The 17,382-nt window shown below is 38.8% G+C and carries 16 protein-coding genes and 1 tRNA gene; 4 read left to right on the forward strand and 13 right to left on the reverse strand.

The window, feature by feature from the left end; all coding sequences use genetic code 11:
- Positions 1-10 precede the first annotated feature (10 nt).
- The 4 genes from ACK4R1_RS02850 to ACK4R1_RS02865 all read right to left on the reverse strand — a co-directional run bounded on the left by ACK4R1_RS02850 (position 11) and on the right by ACK4R1_RS02865 (position 3,628).
- Positions 11-865: a cupin-like domain-containing protein gene (locus ACK4R1_RS02850; protein ID WP_409683368.1), complete on the reverse strand. Its 855-nt coding sequence runs from the start codon at positions 863-865 to the stop codon at positions 11-13.
- 102 nt (positions 866-967) lie between these two features.
- Entirely contained in the window at positions 968-2,053 is a 1,086-nt protein-coding gene (bioB, locus tag ACK4R1_RS02855; RefSeq protein WP_409683370.1) for a biotin synthase BioB, read from the reverse strand.
- A gap of 78 nt (positions 2,054-2,131) precedes the next feature.
- Positions 2,132-2,572, reverse strand: a complete 441-nt coding sequence (locus tag ACK4R1_RS02860) for a hypothetical protein (RefSeq protein WP_409683373.1) — start codon at positions 2,570-2,572, stop codon at positions 2,132-2,134.
- 126 nt (positions 2,573-2,698) lie between these two features.
- A complete protein-coding gene (locus ACK4R1_RS02865; RefSeq protein ID WP_409683375.1) occupies positions 2,699-3,628 on the reverse strand; it encodes a bifunctional riboflavin kinase/FAD synthetase in 930 nt (309 codons plus the stop codon).
- A 355-nt stretch (positions 3,629-3,983) separates the two neighbouring features.
- Here ACK4R1_RS02865 and ACK4R1_RS02870 point away from each other — a divergent pair, with 355 nt between their 5' ends.
- Both ACK4R1_RS02870 and ACK4R1_RS02875 read left to right on the forward strand, forming a co-directional pair.
- Positions 3,984-6,629 carry a reprolysin-like metallopeptidase gene (locus ACK4R1_RS02870; RefSeq protein ID WP_409683378.1) on the forward strand — a complete coding sequence of 882 codons (2,646 nt, stop codon included), beginning with the start codon at positions 3,984-3,986 and terminating at the stop codon, positions 6,627-6,629.
- Between the two features lie 95 nt (positions 6,630-6,724).
- Positions 6,725-7,996 (forward strand): zinc-dependent metalloprotease, encoded by a 1,272-nt coding sequence (locus tag ACK4R1_RS02875; RefSeq protein ID WP_409683380.1) that lies wholly within the window; start codon positions 6,725-6,727, stop codon positions 7,994-7,996.
- Positions 7,997-8,043: 47 nt separating this feature from the next.
- On the opposite strand, the gene pth is transcribed toward ACK4R1_RS02875, so the two are convergent.
- Positions 8,044-8,667 (reverse strand): aminoacyl-tRNA hydrolase, encoded by a 624-nt coding sequence (gene pth / locus ACK4R1_RS02880; protein WP_409683383.1) that lies wholly within the window; start codon positions 8,665-8,667, stop codon positions 8,044-8,046.
- 25 nt (positions 8,668-8,692) lie between these two features.
- On the opposite strand from pth, the gene ACK4R1_RS02885 reads away from it, so the two are divergent.
- Entirely contained in the window at positions 8,693-8,839 is a 147-nt protein-coding gene (locus ACK4R1_RS02885) for a hypothetical protein (protein ID WP_409683386.1), read from the forward strand.
- A gap of 62 nt (positions 8,840-8,901) precedes the next feature.
- Here ACK4R1_RS02885 and ACK4R1_RS02890 read toward each other — a convergent pair whose 3' ends face one another.
- Together ACK4R1_RS02890 and ACK4R1_RS02895 are read right to left on the reverse strand one after the other, a co-directional pair.
- Positions 8,902-9,510 (reverse strand): 50S ribosomal protein L25/general stress protein Ctc, encoded by a 609-nt coding sequence (locus ACK4R1_RS02890; protein WP_409683389.1) that lies wholly within the window; start codon positions 9,508-9,510, stop codon positions 8,902-8,904.
- Between the two features lie 291 nt (positions 9,511-9,801).
- A complete protein-coding gene (locus ACK4R1_RS02895) occupies positions 9,802-10,743 on the reverse strand; it encodes a ribose-phosphate pyrophosphokinase (protein ID WP_409683392.1) in 942 nt (313 codons plus the stop codon).
- Positions 10,744-11,096: 353 nt separating this feature from the next.
- On the opposite strand from ACK4R1_RS02895, the gene ACK4R1_RS02900 reads away from it, so the two are divergent.
- Positions 11,097-11,176: transfer RNA gene (locus ACK4R1_RS02900), tRNA-Leu, on the forward strand.
- Between the two features lie 156 nt (positions 11,177-11,332).
- On the opposite strand, the gene mgtE is transcribed toward ACK4R1_RS02900, so the two are convergent.
- The 6 genes from mgtE to serS all read right to left on the reverse strand — a co-directional run bounded on the left by mgtE (position 11,333) and on the right by serS (position 17,374).
- On the reverse strand, positions 11,333-12,685 hold the full coding sequence (mgtE, locus tag ACK4R1_RS02905) for a magnesium transporter (protein WP_409683395.1): 1,353 nt from the start codon (positions 12,683-12,685) through the stop codon (positions 11,333-11,335).
- Positions 12,675-13,454 (reverse strand): 16S rRNA (adenine(1518)-N(6)/adenine(1519)-N(6))-dimethyltransferase RsmA, encoded by a 780-nt coding sequence (gene rsmA / locus ACK4R1_RS02910; RefSeq protein WP_409683397.1) that lies wholly within the window; start codon positions 13,452-13,454, stop codon positions 12,675-12,677. Before rsmA ends, mgtE begins: the two co-directional genes overlap by 11 nt.
- Before the next feature lie 43 nt (positions 13,455-13,497).
- The gene (locus ACK4R1_RS02915; RefSeq protein WP_409683400.1) at positions 13,498-13,800 is read right to left on the reverse strand and encodes a GIY-YIG nuclease family protein; all 303 of its coding nucleotides are present in this window, start codon (positions 13,798-13,800) and stop codon (positions 13,498-13,500) included.
- 56 nt (positions 13,801-13,856) lie between these two features.
- Entirely contained in the window at positions 13,857-14,168 is a 312-nt protein-coding gene (locus ACK4R1_RS02920; RefSeq protein WP_409683403.1) for a DUF4286 family protein, read from the reverse strand.
- 50 nt (positions 14,169-14,218) lie between these two features.
- On the reverse strand, positions 14,219-15,988 hold the full coding sequence (locus ACK4R1_RS02925; RefSeq protein WP_409683406.1) for a tetratricopeptide repeat protein: 1,770 nt from the start codon (positions 15,986-15,988) through the stop codon (positions 14,219-14,221).
- Positions 15,989-16,102: 114 nt separating this feature from the next.
- A complete protein-coding gene (serS, locus tag ACK4R1_RS02930; protein ID WP_409683409.1) occupies positions 16,103-17,374 on the reverse strand; it encodes a serine--tRNA ligase in 1,272 nt (423 codons plus the stop codon).
- Positions 17,375-17,382: the final 8 nt, after the last annotated feature.

The following is a 17,382-nucleotide window of genomic DNA, read 5'->3' on the forward strand; positions in this document are numbered from 1 at the left end:
TTTTTTTGGGTTATTTGTTAGTGTTGGTAATGGCTTTTTGGTTTTTATACTGTATCCATTTTTCTCCTTTCCATTTGCGCATGAGATTGTCAAAGTTCCGCATGATAAATACATTATAGGCGGCTTTGGATAAATGGGTTACACTTCTTGGAAAAGCCCTCAAACTCATAGAAAACCCCGGAGTAACGTATTTCATATAATGCCAATATCCTTCGGGCATGTAGAGCATTTCGCCGTGTTTTAAATCGGTTACAAAACCTTGGGCTTTTTTCAAAGCCGGCCATTGGTCAAAATCGGGATTGTCAAAATCAATATCTTCTCTTGCAATTAAGGCGTGTGGCACTTTGTACAAATAAGGCGTTTGGTTTGGGGCAAAAAGCACGCATCTTTTTTTTCCGTGAAAGTGAAAGTGCAAAATGTTAGAATAATCGATATCGTAGTGCATAAACACTTTTGAGTTTTCTCCGCCAAAAAACAGCATGGGCAGTTGTTTGACCAATTTCAAGCCAATGTCGGGCCATTTAAAATCGTCTTTTAAAACCGGAACTTCTTTTATTAGGTTGTATAAAAAAATCCTGTAATTGGTAGGTTTGGCGTTGAGTAAGTCGATGTAATCGCTCATTTTCATTTGGGCATGGGCTTCGTTGAATCCGTCTTTGTGCGAAACCGGACGGTCATCATAAAGCGGTACGATTTTATCGCCGGCTACTTCTTTGATGTATTCCAAATGCCACTTTTGGTATGCAGGCCAATCGGTGGTGAGTTGTTCAATAACCACCGGTTTCTGTTTTTTTACATAGCGGTTGTAAAAATCTTCTTTTGAAATGGTTTTTACGCGTTCAATTTCTGTTAGAGTTAGTGACATAGACTGTAGCGGTATAAAATAAAAAAAGCTCCCAGCAAAAAAGATGCTGAGAGCAAAGTTATAAAAAGGTTTAGAAAGTGTAAACGTTTAGGGAAAAGTTAACTATTTTCCTTTGGTCGACGCTTCTAAATTGCGTTCAATTTGATGTCCCGGTCTAGACCATTTTGGTTTTTCGCCTAAAGCTTGGAATTGTGAGTCTTTGGCTTCTACCGTGGTAGGTTGCATGATTTTGATGAATGGTTTTTGCGGAATCAAACCAAGAGTTTCAAACATTTTCATGTCTTCGTTCACATCAGGGTTTGGGGTAGTCAATAGTTTATCGCCTGCAAAAATAGAATTGGCACCGGCAAAGAAGCACATGGCTTGACCTTCGCGAGACATTTCGGTTCTTCCGGCAGACAAACGCACTTGGGTTTCCGGCATTACGATACGCGTTGTGGCAACCATTCGAATCATTTCCCAAATTTCAACCGGTTTTTCGTTTTCCATGGGTGTGCCTTCAACCGCTACTAAGGCGTTAATTGGCACCGATTCCGGTTGCGGATTTAAAGTTGACAAAGCAACTAACATTCCTGCACGATCTTCGATGCTTTCACCCATTCCGATGATGCCGCCGCTACAAACGGTAACATTGGTTTTGCGCACGTTTTCGATGGTTTGCAAACGGTCTTCAAAACCTCGGGTTGAAATCACTTCTTTGTAATAATCTTCAGAAGTGTCTAAGTTGTGGTTATAGGCGTATAATCCGGCTTCGGCCAATCTTTGGGCTTGGTTTTCGGTTAGCATGCCTAATGTGCAACAGACTTCCATGTCTAATTTGTTGATGGTTCTTACCATTTCCAAGACTTGGTCAAACTCTTCGCCGTCTTTTACATTTCGCCACGCAGCACCCATACAAACTCTGGAAGAACCGTTAGATTTGGCTCTTAAGGCTTGTGCTTTAACTTGGCTTACGGTCATTAAATCATTTCCGGTTATGTCCGTATGATAGCGCGCCGCTTGTGGACAATAGCCACAATCTTCGGGACAACCGCCGGTTTTTATAGAAAGTAAAGTAGAAACCTGAACGACATTCGGATCATGATGCTCACGGTGAATGGAAGCGGCTTCGTAAAGCAAATCCATTAACGGTTTATTGTATATAGCGATGATTTCGTCTTTAGTCCAGTTGTGTTTTGTAATACTCATAGGTGCTATTTTATATTGCACCAAAAGTAGGTAATTTGTCTTTAAGTTACAATAAGCTAGGTTGTGATTGCGCTATAATTATTTATTGGCGGCAAAATCTTTTCTCCAAAACTGCATTGCTACAAAAACCATAATGACAGCCGAGGCAATTCCTTCAAACAAAACACCGATACAGTATTCATTTGCGGTTGGTTCTCCACCAAATAAAAATTCTTCGGAAAGATTATCAATATAAGTATTGCCACCTCTAATGTAGATGTAAGTGAGCAATCCGGCTACGCTGAGCAGCACACCGACAATTGCGGTTATTCCGGCAGAAAGAAGATTAGTGACATAGCCTGTTTTTCCTTCTTTGATGTTTGATTTTAAGGTTCGAGCCACGCCATAAAACACAAACGCAGCATTAAAAGCTCTCAAATAAAGGATGTTTGACAGCTCGAAAAATTCCATGATAAAAAAGTAGAGGGCGATTCCAACGAAAATTAAAATCCCGTTTAGTAGTTCTTTTGGCAGTTTCATCGTGATAGATTTAAGTGAGTAATCAAAAAAAGTGTCTATCAAATTTAAGAAATTATCTTTGAAACAGTAATAATTTAACAGAAAAGAAAGTTTTATTTTAAAAAAATAAACGAAAATTTAAATTTTCTATAGCAAATTTATGTGGTTTAAAGCTGTTGATTTATCCAAGGCCAATTGTTTTTTGAGCGCGTCTAAAGACTCGAACTTTTGTTCGTCACGCATTCGTTTCAGTAGCGAAACGGTTATTTCTTGATCGTAAAGGTCTTGGTCAAAATCGAAGAAATTAATTTCTATGGTTAAAGTTACACCGTCAACGGTTGGTCGGTTGCCGATGTTCATCATACCGAAGATTGTTTTGCCTTCAATGATACTTTGGGCAATGTAAACGCCGTTTTGCGGAATGAGTTTATAATCTTCTTCGATGTTGATGTTGGCGGTTGGGTAACCAATGGTTCTGCCGAGTTGTTTGCCTTTGGTAACGATTCCGGTTAAAGAATAATCATAACCTAAATAGTTGTTGGCCAATTCGATGTTGCCTTCATTTAAAGCGGTTCTGATTTTAGTTGAGCTGATGGAAACTTCATTGATTTCTTGGGCCGAAATTTGCTCTACTTCAAAGCCATACGCATTGCCGAATTCGGTCAAATCATTAATGTCTGCTGTTCGGTTTCTACCAAAGCGATGGTCGTGACCGATGATGATTTTCTGTAGCTTGAAAGTATCTACCAAAACTTGTTTGACAAAATCCTCAGCGGTTAATCTCGAAAAATCTTTGTCGAAAGGATGAACCACCAGATGGTCGACACCTAAGTTTTCTAACAGCGTTATTTTTTCTTTGAGTGTGTTGAGTTGTTTCATTTCGGTTCCTTCCTGCAATACCATTCGCGGATGCGGGAAAAATGTCAGTACTAAGCTTTCGCAATCTTGAGATTTTGCGGTGGCAATGATTTTTTCTAAAATTTTTCGGTGTCCCAAATGCACGCCGTCAAAAGTACCAATAGTGACTATGGTAGGTTTATGGGCGACAAAAGATTTTATGGAATGGACTATTTTCAAGAAGTAACGGAATGTATTACTGCAAAAATATGTTTTACAAATTAAATACAATAATTTTTCAAGCTATAATACACAAAATCTGTAGTTATTGTACAAAACCACCATCAAAGATTTATAAGTTTGTTTTAAAACTTAGAGGCATTTTTTTTCGTAATTAAGATAAAGCAACAAAAAGAATAGCGTTTGTTTTTAACTTGAAAAGTATAAAAACACTAGGCATTAGATTGTTAAAAAAATAAAAATAACAAACTATATGTTAAATTTAAATCGAAATCTTTCAAAAAAACTGTACAGAGATTTGCAATCTATTGAAAGATAATTATCTTTGGCTACTTTTAACTATCAAGAAAATACCATGAAAAAACAGTACTTTTTATTCATCCTCTTTTTTTCGGTAATCCAAGGTTTCGCTCAAGGAAATTCAACATGGAAATTACTCAGTAATGATAAGCTTATTACTGCCGAAAAAGTTAGAGAAACCGATTATTCAGACAATCAGAAATTATTAGAATTCAATGCCGTTGAATTCAAGCAATTGTTGGTTAATGTAAACGATTTGGCTTCAGGACTTCCGGGAGTTGAAATCTCACTTCCAAATATAGAGGGGAAATTGGAGAAATTTAGGGTTTGGGAATCCTCAAACTTTGCCCCTGAATTGCAAGCTAACTTTCCTGAAATCAGGGCTTATGTCGGAAAAGGAATCACTGATCCGGCCGCTACTTTAAATTTTAGTTTTGCGCCTTCAGGCATTCAAACCATGATTTTCAGAGCAGGTTTAGGATCAGAATTTATTGAGCCTTACACCAAAGACAGATCTGTTTATGTAGTGTTTGATTCTAAAACTAGAGCGCGAGGTCAATTGCCTTTTGTATGTTCTACAGAAGATGTTGCTATGGCTGATAATTTACAAAGAAACAGTAATGTGACTATGGCCAACAATCAAATTTACAAAACCATGCGTTTAGCAGTATCTTGTAATGGAGAATATGCAGTTTATCACGGAGGAACGGTTGCTTTGGCTTTAGCGGCTATTAATGCTACTATGACACGTTGTAATGGTGTTTTTGAAAGAGATTTAGCGGTGAAATTAATCCTTGTCGCTAACAATAACTTGGTGATTTATACCAATCCGGGAACGGATCCTTATACGACTATGGGGAATTGGAGTCCGCAATTACAAGCGACTTTGACCTCACAAATTGGAGAAGCAAACTATGATATCGGTCACTTATTCGGAGCAACTGGAGGCGGTGGTTTTGCAGGTTGTATCGGATGTGTTTGTGTAGATGGTCAAAAGGGAAGTGGTTATACTTCTCCGGCTGATGGTGTGCCAATGGGAGATACTTATGATATTGATTATGTAGCGCACGAAATGGGTCACCAAATGGGTGCTAACCATACTTTTTCACATACTGCAGAAAACAATGCCGTAAATGTTGAGCCTGGAAGTGGTTCTACCATCATGGCTTATGCCGGAATTGGTGGAGGTGGAACTGATATGCAAGGGAATTCAGATGATTATTTCACATACAGAAGTATCCTTCAAATACAAACCAATTTAGCCGGAAAGACTTGTCCGATAAGTACCAGTATAGTTGATACCAATCCAAGACCAACAGTAACTGTTGAAGGAACTAGTTTTACTATTCCGGTGGGAACAGCTTTTAAATTAAGCGGAACAGGAACTGATACAGCCGGTCAAGTTTTGACTTATACTTGGGAGCAAAATAATGATGCTACTACTGTAGGTGCAGCCGCTTCATTGCCTTCACCAACAAAAACAAATGGTCCTAATTTTAGATCTGTGGTTCCAAGTGAAAATCCGGTAAGATACATGCCTAAATTTTCAGATGTATTAAATGGTAGTTTAGTAAACGCTTGGGAAACTGTTTCTACTGTGGCAAGAACTTTGAATTTTACTTTTACAGCCAGAGATAATGCGCTCGGAGGCGGACAAACGAACACCGCTGCAACTACGGTTAACGTGGTTAACATTAGTGGTGCATTTGCTTTCACCAGTCCAAATGCGCCGGTTTCATGGCAATTGGGTTCTACACAAACCATCACATGGAATGTTGCCGGAAGTACTGCAAATGGGATGAATACCGCTAATGTTAACATTTTAATCTCAACAGATGGTGGCACCACATTTACAACTTTGGTAGCCAATACGCCAAATGATGGAACTGAAACCATTACAATGCCTGTTACACCAACACAAAATTGTAGATTATTAATAGAAGCTGTGGGGAATATTTTCTATGCAGTTAGTAAAAATATTACTTTAGGATATGATTGTAATGTTGCCAATGAAACGCCTGGTACAGCAATCGCTGACGGATTAGGGGCTAACAATCCGGGAGCAGCCGCTGTTCGCACTATCAACTTCCCAAATAATGTTACGATTAACAATATGAAGGCTTCTTTCAGTACAGGTCACACTTGGATTGGAGATTTAGTAGTTAAACTAAAACACCCTGACGGTACAGAAATTAATCTATGGAACAGAACCTGTAACAATCCGCAAAGAACTGGAATGAATATTATTTTTGCTGATGGTTCACCGGCACCGGTTTGTGCCAGTCCGACAGCAGGAACTTATAGTCCGGCTCAAGCCTTATCAGCTTTTAACGGAAAACCTTCTAATGGAGTATGGACTTTAACTGTTCAGGATTTTTACAATGGTGATACCGGAACTATTGCTTCATGGGGAATTGATTTCGGTTGTACTTTAGATAGCCAACCATTTGATATCGCTGATTTAACTGTATATCCAAATCCAAATAATGGAAACTTTACCGTTCAGTTTGACAACCCAATTTCTGAAGAAACCAAGATTGAGGTATATGATATGAGAGGTAGAAAAATATTTGAAAACGCTTATACAAACCAAGGGGTATTTAATGAGAATATTCAATTGAACAATGCTCAATCAGGAATTTACTTATTGAATGTTACTGATGGTAACAGAAAAGTAGTAAAACGAATTGCTGTTGAGTAAACGAGTAATAAATTAAAAATAGTTTCAAAAGGAGTGAATTGTGAAATTTTCTCCTTTTTGAGCTTACAATGTTTAAATAATTAAAAAATTGCTAAATGAAATTAAAATTTTCCTTACTGTTGTTAGCTTTAGTTCAAATTGGTTTTGCCCAGCAAAGAACTTGCGGAATGGAACAAAAGATGCAACAAATCATGAATGATCCTGCCGCTAGACAACAGTATCTTCAACAACAAGCCAAATTTGAAGTAGAGCTTCAAAAACTGTCAACACTCAATAGAAACAGTAATACAGTTAATAATGTTCAAATAATTAGAATTCCGGTTGCAGTTCATTACCCTTCTGCCGGTGCGGTATCTGAATCAGTGAAAACTTGTTTAAGAGCGTTGGCCCAAAATCAAATCAACATTTTAAATGCAGATTACAATGCAATGAATGCCGATATTGTCAATTTTACAGAAGGTGATGCCGATTTCTATCCGGGGATTTCAGTTGGCAATTTAGGCGTACAGTTTGAATTGGCTACTCAAAATCATCCTGCAGGAACAGGATTGACCAATGGACAGGTGGCTGTCACTTTTGGTACAGATTTCTTATCCGGTGCTGATTCTGATGCAACTTGGGCAGGTTATATGAACATGGTAGTTAGAAATGAAGGGAATTCTATTTTAGGGTATTCGCCTCTTGGTGGTTCTCCGGGCGCAGGTCATACAGTGGTGATTAACAGATTTTGTTTTGGATCTGGTTCGGGTTGTTCCGGATATGTTCCTGCAGCACCTTTTAATTTAGGAAGAACACTTACCCATGAGTTAGGGCATTTCTTTAATTTAAATCATACCTTTAACAATGGTACCTGTAGTACCAACACGAACTGTAATACTCAAGGCGACAGGGTTTGTGATACCCCTGAAGTAGCTGAAGAGTCTTATGGCTGCCCGTCAGTAGGAACTGTTGGAAGTTGTTCATTTGAGCAGTTTGCGCTTACCATGAACTACATGGATTATGTAGATGATGCTTGTATGTATATGTTTACCTTAGGACAAGAAAACAGAATGAGAGCTTATTACAATGCTATTGCCGGTCAATTTTCTACTACAGCTTTATCTAACAATGAAGTGTTGGCTAATAGCTTTAAAGTTTATCCAAACCCAAGTAAAGGTAGCTTTACCATCGAGTTCAAAGAGTTGACCAATAGTTATTCGGTTGAGGTATATGATATTACCGGTCAGGTTATTTATGATAATAACTTTGAATTGGCTTCAAGCTTAGTGCAAACGATCAATTTAGAAAACACCAGTAGCGGAGTTTACTTTATCAATATTAAAAGTGATAACGGCCAATTGGTAACTAAAAAAATTGTTATCGAGTAATCGTGTTTTATTTATAAACAAAAAGCCATCATTTCTGATGGCTTTTTTTATTTTCCGTTGAAACTGTTCATGGTGTTGTTCAAACCGGCAAGAGCAAAGGATTCTATGATTTGTTTGGCCACTTCGTATCGTTCCGGGAGTTTGGCTTTTTCGTCTTCGTTCCATTCGCCTAAAACATAATCTACTTGTTGGCCTTTTTTGAATTCATCACTGATACCGAAACGAAACCGAGGATATTCGGAAGAGTTTAAAACCAGTTGGATGTTCTTCAAGCCGTTGTGTCCGCCATCGCTGCCTTTGGCCTTGATGCGAATGGTGCCAAAAGGCAAATTCAAATCATCGGTAATGATTAAGACGTTTTCTTTGGCGATGTTTTCTTTTTCCATCCAATATTGAACCGCTTTTCCGCTTAAATTCATATAAGTGTTTGGTTTCAATAGGATAAGCTTTCTGCCTTTGATAGTATATTCGGTTATCATGCCAAGCTTGGCCGTTTCAAAAGATAAATTTTCCTTTTGGGCTACGAAATCCAAAACTTTGAAGCCAATGTTGTGGCGGGTATTGACATATTCGGCGCCGATATTTCCAAGACCGACAATTAGGAATTTCTTCATTTGATTTGTGTTGTCAACTTTAGGGTTATTGCTAAAGAGTTGTGTTAACCATTTCATGAAGCAAAAATAAACTAATTTGAAGATGAGACAATTTGAAAATTTGAAAATTTACCAAGAAGCCTTTAGTTTACTATCTAGCCCCGATTGTAACGGAAATAACTTTGACAAAGTTATTGCAGTGAAAAGCGGGAATATGGAAACCAAGAAAGCCCTAACCTTTCGCTCCTAAAAAAAAGACATAAAAAAAAGCACCAGTGTGAACTGATGCTTTTAAGTATAAGGTATTGAAAATTATTTTTTCTTTCCTTTTGCCGGAGCTTTTGCTGCTTTGGCTGCTTCTTGAGCGGCTTTCATAGCAGCACGTGAAATCTTCACTTGCGCCACCACAGTGTTGTCCGGGTGCATCAATTTGAAGTTTTTTGCTTCTAATTTGGTAACGTACAATTTGTTACCCATTTGCAATTCAGAGATGTTAGCTTCAACAAAATCAGGAAGATTTTTAGGTAAAGCTTTTACTTTCAATCTTCTGGTGTTCAAACGTAAATCACCACCTAACAATACACCTGGAGAGGTTCCAACCACTTTCACCGGAACTTCCATAGTAATTTCTTTGCTTTCGTTTAATTGAAAGAAATCAATGTGTAAAATTTTGTCAGACACCGGGTGAAACTGAATGTCTTGAAGAATAACATTGGTAGTTTTTCCAGCCAAATCAACCACAACAGTATGTGCGTTTGGAGTGTAAACCAAGCCTTTGAATGCTTTTTCTTCTGCTGCAAAATGCACTGGTGTAGTTCCTCCGTAAATAACGCAAGGGACCATTCCAGCATCACGTAAGGCTTTAGTAGCTTTTTTGCCTACGCTTTCTCTTTCTTGTCCTTTAATCGTAATCGATTTCATTGTAAAAATATATAGTTAATAAATAAAATACTTTTTTGGGCGTTTCCCTTCGGGCCGGGCTTTCGGCTGCACGCGGTGCCTGCCTCTATCCCTAACGCAATATGTGCTAAACTTGAAATATAAAATTCTCTCGAGGCTTTTTATACCTGAAGCCCACTGGGCTTCCTCCTCTTAATCTCAAATCTAACGCAATCTCTGCTAAACTTCAAAATTTATTGTTCTTTTGAAGTGTTTCATGTTTCACGTTTCATGTTGGTCATAACTTGAAACTTCAAACCTGAAACTTTTTTTCTACATCAGGAATTTCCCGCTTATAGAGTTGTTGTGTTGCACCATGTGCATTACTTCGGCGAAGAGCGGTGCACAACTCACCACTTTTATTTTGTTCGATTCTTTCTTTAACGGAATAGAATCGGTTACTATTAATTCTAATAATTTAGAGTTCTCTATTTTTTCATACGCTTCTCCTGATAAGATGGCGTGTGTACAAATCGCTCTGACACTTATGGCGCCTTTCTCCATCATCAAATCGGCGGCTTTGGCTAAAGTTCCTCCGGTGTCGATCATGTCGTCTACCAAAATCACGTTTCTGCCTTTAACTTCTCCAATCAACTCCATCGTGTCAATCACGTTGGCGGCTTTTCTTTGTTTGTAACAAATTACTACATCTGATTCTAAAAATTTAGAATAAGCATAAGCTCTTTTGGAACCACCCATGTCTGGAGACGCAATGGTTAAATTGTCCAACTGCAAACTCTTTACATACGGTAAAAAGATTGTAGAAGCAAACAAGTGATCCACCGGTTTTTCAAAAAACCCTTGAATCTGATCGGCGTGTAAATCCATCGTCATGATTCTGGTGGCACCGGCAGTTTCCAATAATTTGGCTACTAATTTGGCTCCAATCGGCACACGAGGTTTGTCTTTACGGTCTTGTCTGGCCCAACCAAAGTACGGAATTACCGGAGTAATGTGTCGGGCTGAAGCGCGTTTCGCGGCATCAATCATTAACAAAAGCTCCATTAAATTGTCGGCACTCGGAAATGTCGAGCAGACAATAAAAACGCGCAATCCTCTTATGGATTCTTCAAACGAGGGCTGAAACTCGCCATCACTATATTTTGAGAACGTAACTTTCCCCAGCGGAACACCATAGTTAGTAGCTATTTGTTCGGCTAAGTGGACGCTTTGTGAACAGGCAAATATCTTTGCTTCGGGCTCTAAATGCGACATTGTAATTGTTGTTGTTACTCCGTTGCGCTCTATACAATTTGGTTATGACTGTTGTCTAAACTTCAAGTATTAATTGCCTCGGATGTAGTTAGTTAGTTGTTGTTCGTTTTACCGAGGTGCAAATTTAGAAATTAAATCCGACTCTGAAAGGATATTTTTAAGTATTTTTTGGTTTGTATGAAGAATTTTTTTTTACATTTGCACCCACAAAACAAGGATATCTTGTTGTTCGATGTCACTAATACACTTTCCTCGGAACTGAATATTTTTGAAATTTACATCGAATCTGCCCGGATGGCGACTTATTTAATTAATTTTTTCTAAAAATTAAATGTCAAAATCCAAAAGGAAATGCCCGGATGGCGGAATTGGTAGACGCGCACGACTCAAACTCGTGTTCTTAGGAGTGTGGGTTCGATTCCCACTCCGGGTACAAAACCTCTCAGTAATGGGAGGTTTTTTTATTGGTTGTAAGAAAGAAATACATTCTTAATAGCCCCGACAGGAGCAAACTACCCCCGATGCTTCGGGGTAGTGCGGATGGCGGGAGGATTAGTGTAATGAAGCAGGAACTTCCGCTCCTAAAAAACTAAAACCCCAAAATCAATTTGGCAATTGAAAAGTAAATTAAAATTCCGCAAATGTCGTTGCTGGTCGTGATGAATGGTCCGGTGGCTAAAGCGGGATCAATATTGAATCGGTGGAGCAATAACGGTACAAAAGTTCCGATAAGTGAGGCGATGATGATTACAGAAACCAACGCAATAGTGACAATCTCTCCGATGATTAATTCGACATTTAAAAGGAAATGACTGCCAACGAATAATATGGTGGCTAAGATAACGCCATTGAGCAAACTCAAAGACACTTCTTTAATCAAACGATTCCACAACGAACCGCTGATGGATTGGTTGGCCAAACCTTGTACGATAATCGCTGAAGATTGTACTCCAACATTTCCTGCCATCGCCGCGATTAGTGGTGTAAAGAAGAATAAATTACCATGATTATCCATCGCGCCTTCGAATAAACCCAGAACTCTAACACTGATAAAACCACCAAATAAGGCCAAAACCAACCAAGGCAAACGCGCTCGGGTTAAGTCGAGGATGCTGTCATCCGCTTCAACGTCTTGTGAGATACCGGCCGCTAATTGGTAATCTTTATCAGCTTCTTCTTTAATCACGTCTACGATGTCGTCAATGGTAATTCGGCCCACCAATCTGCCCATTTCATCTACAACAGGAATGGCTTCCAAGTCGTATTTTTGCATGATACGAGCAACATCTGTGTTGGGCATGTCCACTCGAACATAATCTACTTTTTTGATATAAACTTCGCTGATTGGGGTTTTGGTTGAAGTCGTCAATAAATCTTTTAAAGATAATCTTCCTTTCAAACGGTTTTCGTCATCTACGACATAAATCGAATGTACGCGAGTCACATGTTCCGCTTGGATTCGCATTTCTTTAACGCAAGTTAATACGTTCCAATTTTCATTGACTTTGACCAACTCTTTTCCCATCAAACCTCCGGCCGTATCTTCGTCGTAACGCAACAAATCGACAATGTCTTTGGCGTGTTCAACATCTTCTAATTCGGAGATTACTTCTTCTTTTTTGCTTTGCGAAAGCTCGGCGATGATATCCGCCGCATCATCGGTGTCTAATTCGTCAAGCTCTTCTGCGATTTCTTTGGCAGAAAGTCCTTTAAGTATTTTTTCACGCAAATCGTCTTCCAATTCGGGAAGAATTTCGGCGGTGATTTCACTGTCAAGGATTTTAAAAATATAAGTGGCTTCGGCAGTTTCGAGTTCCTCAAAAATCTCTGCGATATCGGCATGGTGCATGTCATTCAACAACACTTCCAACGCTTGGTCGTTTTTGTCGTGAATGAGTTGCTCGATTTGCGCTAAGAGTTCTTTGCTGATTTTAAACTGCATTGGCTTCTATTTTTTGAGTGAGTTCGATGAACTGTTCTACAGTCAATTGTTCCGGACGGAGGTCAAAGATAGTATCTTCTTTTAAATTATCCGAAAGGTTGAACGATTTTAGACTGTTTCGCAATGTCTTTCTGCGTTGTTGGAATCCGGTTTTGACTACGCTAAAGAATAATTTTTCGCTACAAGGCAAATGGAAATCGGCTTTTCGGCGCAAACGCAACACACCCGATTTTACTTTAGGTGGCGGATTAAAAACATGTTCGTGAACGGTAAACAAATACTCGGCATCGTAAAAAGCTTGAACCAAAACCGACAAAATTCCGTAAACTTTGCTGCCTTTTTTGGAACAAATTCTTTCAGCAACTTCTTTTTGGAACATCCCTGAAAACTCCGGAACTTGCTCGCGCAATTCTAAACATTTGAACACAATTTGGGACGAAATATTATACGGAAAGTTTCCGGTAATGGCGAAAGGTTGGCCTTCGAAAATTTCGTTGATGTTGTATTTCAAAAAGTCTTTGGAAATGATTTTTCCTTCCAGTTTAGGATAATGTGTGTTCAAATATTCCACCGATTCGGTATCGATTTCAATCACATAAGTCGTAGTTGGTCTTTCCAAAAGATATTTGGTCAAAACACCCATGCCTGGTCCAATTTCCAATACGTTTTCATAGCCTTGTAGATTTAGCGTATCGGCTATGTCTTTGGCTATGCTTTCGTCGGTTAAGAAATGTTGTCCGAGGTGTTTTTTGGCTTTTACTTGGTTCATTTTCCTGCTCGTTTGTCATTCCCGCGCAGGCGGGAATCCATTTTTAATTATTCCAATTTTCAGAAAGGTCTTTCCAATCTTTGTTTTCTTCTTCAATCAAATTTATTTTCCATTGACGATTCCATTTTTTGAGTTGTTTTTCCCGGTCAATAGCGTCGTTTATATATTGGAAAGTTTCATAGTACACTAACAAATTTACATTGTATTTTGCAGTAAAACAGTTTGGATTTAGTTTGTTTTTATGTTCTTCAATCCTTCTTTCGATATTGTTTGTCACTCCAATGTATAGCGTTCCGTTTTTCTTACTTGCCAAAATATAGAGGAAGTATTGACGGAATTGTTGCATCTTCTGTAATGTTTTATTTATGGATTCCCGCCTGCGCGGGAATGACAAAAACGGGGTTAATGGTCGCTTATCAATTCCAATTCCGTTCTGAAAGCCAACATTTTGTCGCCAAAAAGGCGATGTCCTTCTTCGCGCAATCTCGGGGCATCTTCCTCGTAATATTTTTGCAAGGTTTCTTTAGAATCTGTGCTATATTGAATGGAATAAGTCGTGCCGCCCATTTCTTCCTCGATTAAAACTTTTACCATTCGTGCCGAAGAAAATTTTCCGGTGGCCAAGACATCGCTAATGTGTTTTTCCTGCATCCATCGCATCCATTGGTCGTGAACGCTTTCGTGTATGTTGATGGTAACGTTATATAAAATCATGATAATTTGGTATTTGTTTTTTGACTGCCAACTGCTACTGTGACTGAATACTAAAGATTAGTGTCTCCACGAAGTTTCCGGTATTTATTCCTCGAGTCAACAAAGTAAATACTGTCTTCGTGCTTGAAGATAATTTCTTCATAAAGTGGTTTAGCCTTTTCGGCATCGTTTAAATTCATATTGTAAATCTCTGCCGAATAATAAAGCGCTTCGTCCCTATAAATACACTCTTTGTGATTGGCGATTATGGCATTATAGTTTTCTAACGCTTTGGTGAACTCGCCCATTTTTTCATAGGTTTTACCGATGCGTAGTAAAGTCACCGGTTCAATTTCTTCGCCTTTGTGTTCTTTTAATATGAGTTGGAATTGGGCTAAAGCTTGTGTTTTTTTATTTTGGTACAACAAGAAATCAGCACGGGCAAACTTCTTCAAAGCCACTTGAGTTGAATCTTCCACAGTATTGTCGCTGATGAGTAAAAACAAGTCTAAAGCATCATTGGCAATCAATTGTGACGTGGCTGATTTTAGGACTTTTAATTGGTGTGTTGCCCATTCGAAATCGCCTTTAAAATAACTGGTTTTGGCGGTTTTTAATTGGGCTTCTTGTCCGGTAATATCGCCACCCATGTCTTCTCCGACTTGGGAATAATAAATCAACGCCTGATTGTATTTTTCTTCTAACAAAAGAATATCCGCCAGTTGCATTTTGAGGGCTGCGGTTTGGTACCGATTGATAGGCATTTCCATTGCATTTTTCAAAATGGCTTTCGCTTTTTCAGGGTTGTTCAAATTGAAGGCAGTGAAATCGGCTTGCAATTCTAACAGGGATAAAGTGTATGGACTTACCCCAAATTCTTTAATGAGTCTGTCTAATTCGGCCGAAATGACAGCATAATCTTTATCGGTAGCGTGGTCAATTCTCATTTCAATTAAATAAGAATGTGCCTGAATCAACAACTCTAGATCGTTGGTGTTTTCCAATACAAAAGTCAAAATTTCTTTGGCCGAATCTTGGTCGTTGTCTTCGATGGCCATTTCGCCTAAATTGACAATGTTCCCAAAAGATTCCGGGTTTCTTTTATAGATAGCCTTTTGTTGGATAAACGCTTTACCGTATTCTTTTTGTTGCACAAAATACCAGCTTAAAAAATCATTCCAGAAGACATCTTGCGATTTTTGGGTTCTGATGAGTAAAGCCTTTTTTAGAGCCTCATTGAAATTAGCATCACCATCTTCGGTCATAAACCGCGACAATTGGTTTTGAATAACGGGTAGGTTTTGCGGGTTTTGATTGGCTTCCAGCAAATAGGTTTCAATCATCAAATCGGTTTGGCCTTTTTGCCCGTAAAGCATCGCCATTTGAAAGTTGAAACTCAATCTGGAGTCGGTTTCAATTGCGGTTTTATAAGCCAAAAGCGCATAATCAAACAAGGCTTTTCTTTCGAAAGTATAAGCCAATCCGTAGGCTTCATTAGCGTTTTTCTTGATTCTGTCTATCGCCTGATTGTAATATTTGTTGGCTTTGTCTTGGTTTTTTTGCAACTGGAAATTGAATCCCAATTCGATTAAAAGATTGCCCTGTTTGTATTTGTCAAGACGTTCTTGTATCGCTTTTTCGGCTTTGTCAAATTGTTGCAGCTGTTGGTAACACTCAATTAGTCTTTGGAAATAATTGGAATTGCCGGCTTGGGCTTTGAGTAATTCTTCATAACTAACCAACGCCTTTTCAAATTCACCTCGGTCAAAATAATTATTGGCCAATTGCTCGTTTTGAGCCGAAGCCCAAAGCGAAAGGAATAAGCAAAGTATGGAGAGCATTTTTTTCATGTGCAACAGTAAAACGAACAATGTACTAAAGTAACACTTTTTGTGCTCCTTTAGTACAATGAATTGTTAAAAAAGACTTGCCTGCCGATAGGTAGGTTAACTTATTTAGTTAATGATATCAAATCCGGTGTAAGGACGCAATACTTCCGGGATTACGATACCTTCCGGTGTTTGGTAATTTTCTATGATGCCGGCTAAAACTCTTGGTAAAGCCAATGAACTTCCATTGAGTGTATGCGCCAATTGGGTTTTGCCGTCTTTTCCTTTGAAACGCAATTTTAAACGATTAGCTTGGAAAGTTTCAAAATTAGACACCGAAGAAATTTCCAACCATCGGTCTTGAGCGGTTGAAAATACTTCAAAATCATAAGTCAATGCCGAAGCAAAACTCATATCGCCGCCACAAAGACGTAGGATTCTATAAGGTAACTTCAATTCTTGCAAAATGTTTTTCACATGTTCCACCATGCCATCAAGCGCTTCATATGATTTATCAGGATGTTCCACTCGTACGATTTCGACTTTGTCAAATTGGTGCAAACGGTTCAAACCACGAACGTGCGCGCCATAAGAACCTGCTTCACGACGGAAACACGGCGTATAACCCGTACACATAACAGGCAATTCGTTTTCTTGTAAAATCACATCGCGGAACAAATTCGTTACCGGAACTTCAGCGGTTGGAATTAAGTATAAATCGTCAACGCCAACGTGGTACATTTGGCCTTCTTTATCCGGTAATTGTCCGGTTCCGTATCCTGAAGCTTCGTTAACTAAATGTGGTACTTGAAATTCTTGGTAACCGGCTTCGGTGTTTTTGTCTAAGAAATACGAAATCAACGCGCGTTGTAATTTGGCGCCTTTTCCTTTATAAACAGGAAAACCTGCTCCGGTGATTTTTACGCCCAATTCGAAGTCGATGATGTCATATTTTTTGACCAATTCCCAGTGTGGTTGCGCGCCTTCGTGCAAAACCGGAATGTCACCTTCTTGGAAAACGTTTAGGTTTTCTTCGGGAGTTTTGCCTTCCGGAACGATATCGGCGGGAAGATTTGGTAGTAAATACATTTTTTGGGTCAATTCGGTAGCGAAGGCATCTAATTTCTCAGACAATTCTTTGCTGCTTTCTTTGAGCTGACTTGTTTTTTGTTTTAGGATTTCGGCTTTGGCTTTCTCACCATTTTTCATCATTTCGCCAATAGCGGATGATAATTTATTGGCTTCTGCCAAAGTATTGTCAAGAGCCACTTGTGTGCTTCTTCTGTTTTCGTCTAATTGGATTACGTCTTCTACAATGGCTTTAGCATCCATGTGTTTTTTGGCCAAAGCGGTAATCACTTTTTCTTTGTTCTCTCTGATGTAACTGATTTGTAACATGTCATTTT

It is taken from the genome of Flavobacterium sp., assembly GCF_046293665.1.
In the GTDB taxonomy this organism is placed as follows: Bacteria; Bacteroidota; Bacteroidia; order Flavobacteriales; family Flavobacteriaceae; genus Flavobacterium.

Coding starts and splice junctions, on each gene's coding strand:
- ACK4R1_RS02875 (WP_409683380.1), top strand. CDS start 6,725: ATGAAATTAAAATTTTCCTTACTGTTGTTAGCTTTAGTTCAAATTGGT.
- ACK4R1_RS02890 (WP_409683389.1), bottom strand. CDS start 9,510: ATGAAATCGATTACGATTAAAGGACAAGAAAGAGAAAGCGTAGGCAAA.
- ACK4R1_RS02920 (WP_409683403.1), bottom strand. CDS start 14,168: ATGATTTTATATAACGTTACCATCAACATACACGAAAGCGTTCACGAC.
- ACK4R1_RS02895 (WP_409683392.1), bottom strand. CDS start 10,743: ATGTCGCATTTAGAGCCCGAAGCAAAGATATTTGCCTGTTCACAAAGC.
- rsmA (WP_409683397.1), bottom strand. CDS start 13,454: ATGAACCAAGTAAAAGCCAAAAAACACCTCGGACAACATTTCTTAACC.
- ACK4R1_RS02870 (WP_409683378.1), top strand. CDS start 3,984: ATGAAAAAACAGTACTTTTTATTCATCCTCTTTTTTTCGGTAATCCAA.
- pth (WP_409683383.1), bottom strand. CDS start 8,667: ATGAAATGGTTAACACAACTCTTTAGCAATAACCCTAAAGTTGACAAC.
- ACK4R1_RS02860 (WP_409683373.1), bottom strand. CDS start 2,572: ATGAAACTGCCAAAAGAACTACTAAACGGGATTTTAATTTTCGTTGGA.
- ACK4R1_RS02850 (WP_409683368.1), bottom strand. CDS start 865: ATGTCACTAACTCTAACAGAAATTGAACGCGTAAAAACCATTTCAAAA.
- ACK4R1_RS02915 (WP_409683400.1), bottom strand. CDS start 13,800: ATGCAACAATTCCGTCAATACTTCCTCTATATTTTGGCAAGTAAGAAA.
- ACK4R1_RS02925 (WP_409683406.1), bottom strand. CDS start 15,988: ATGCTCTCCATACTTTGCTTATTCCTTTCGCTTTGGGCTTCGGCTCAA.
- serS (WP_409683409.1), bottom strand. CDS start 17,374: ATGTTACAAATCAGTTACATCAGAGAGAACAAAGAAAAAGTGATTACC.
- mgtE (WP_409683395.1), bottom strand. CDS start 12,685: ATGCAGTTTAAAATCAGCAAAGAACTCTTAGCGCAAATCGAGCAACTC.
- bioB (WP_409683370.1), bottom strand. CDS start 2,053: ATGAGTATTACAAAACACAACTGGACTAAAGACGAAATCATCGCTATA.
- ACK4R1_RS02885 (WP_409683386.1), top strand. CDS start 8,693: ATGAGACAATTTGAAAATTTGAAAATTTACCAAGAAGCCTTTAGTTTA.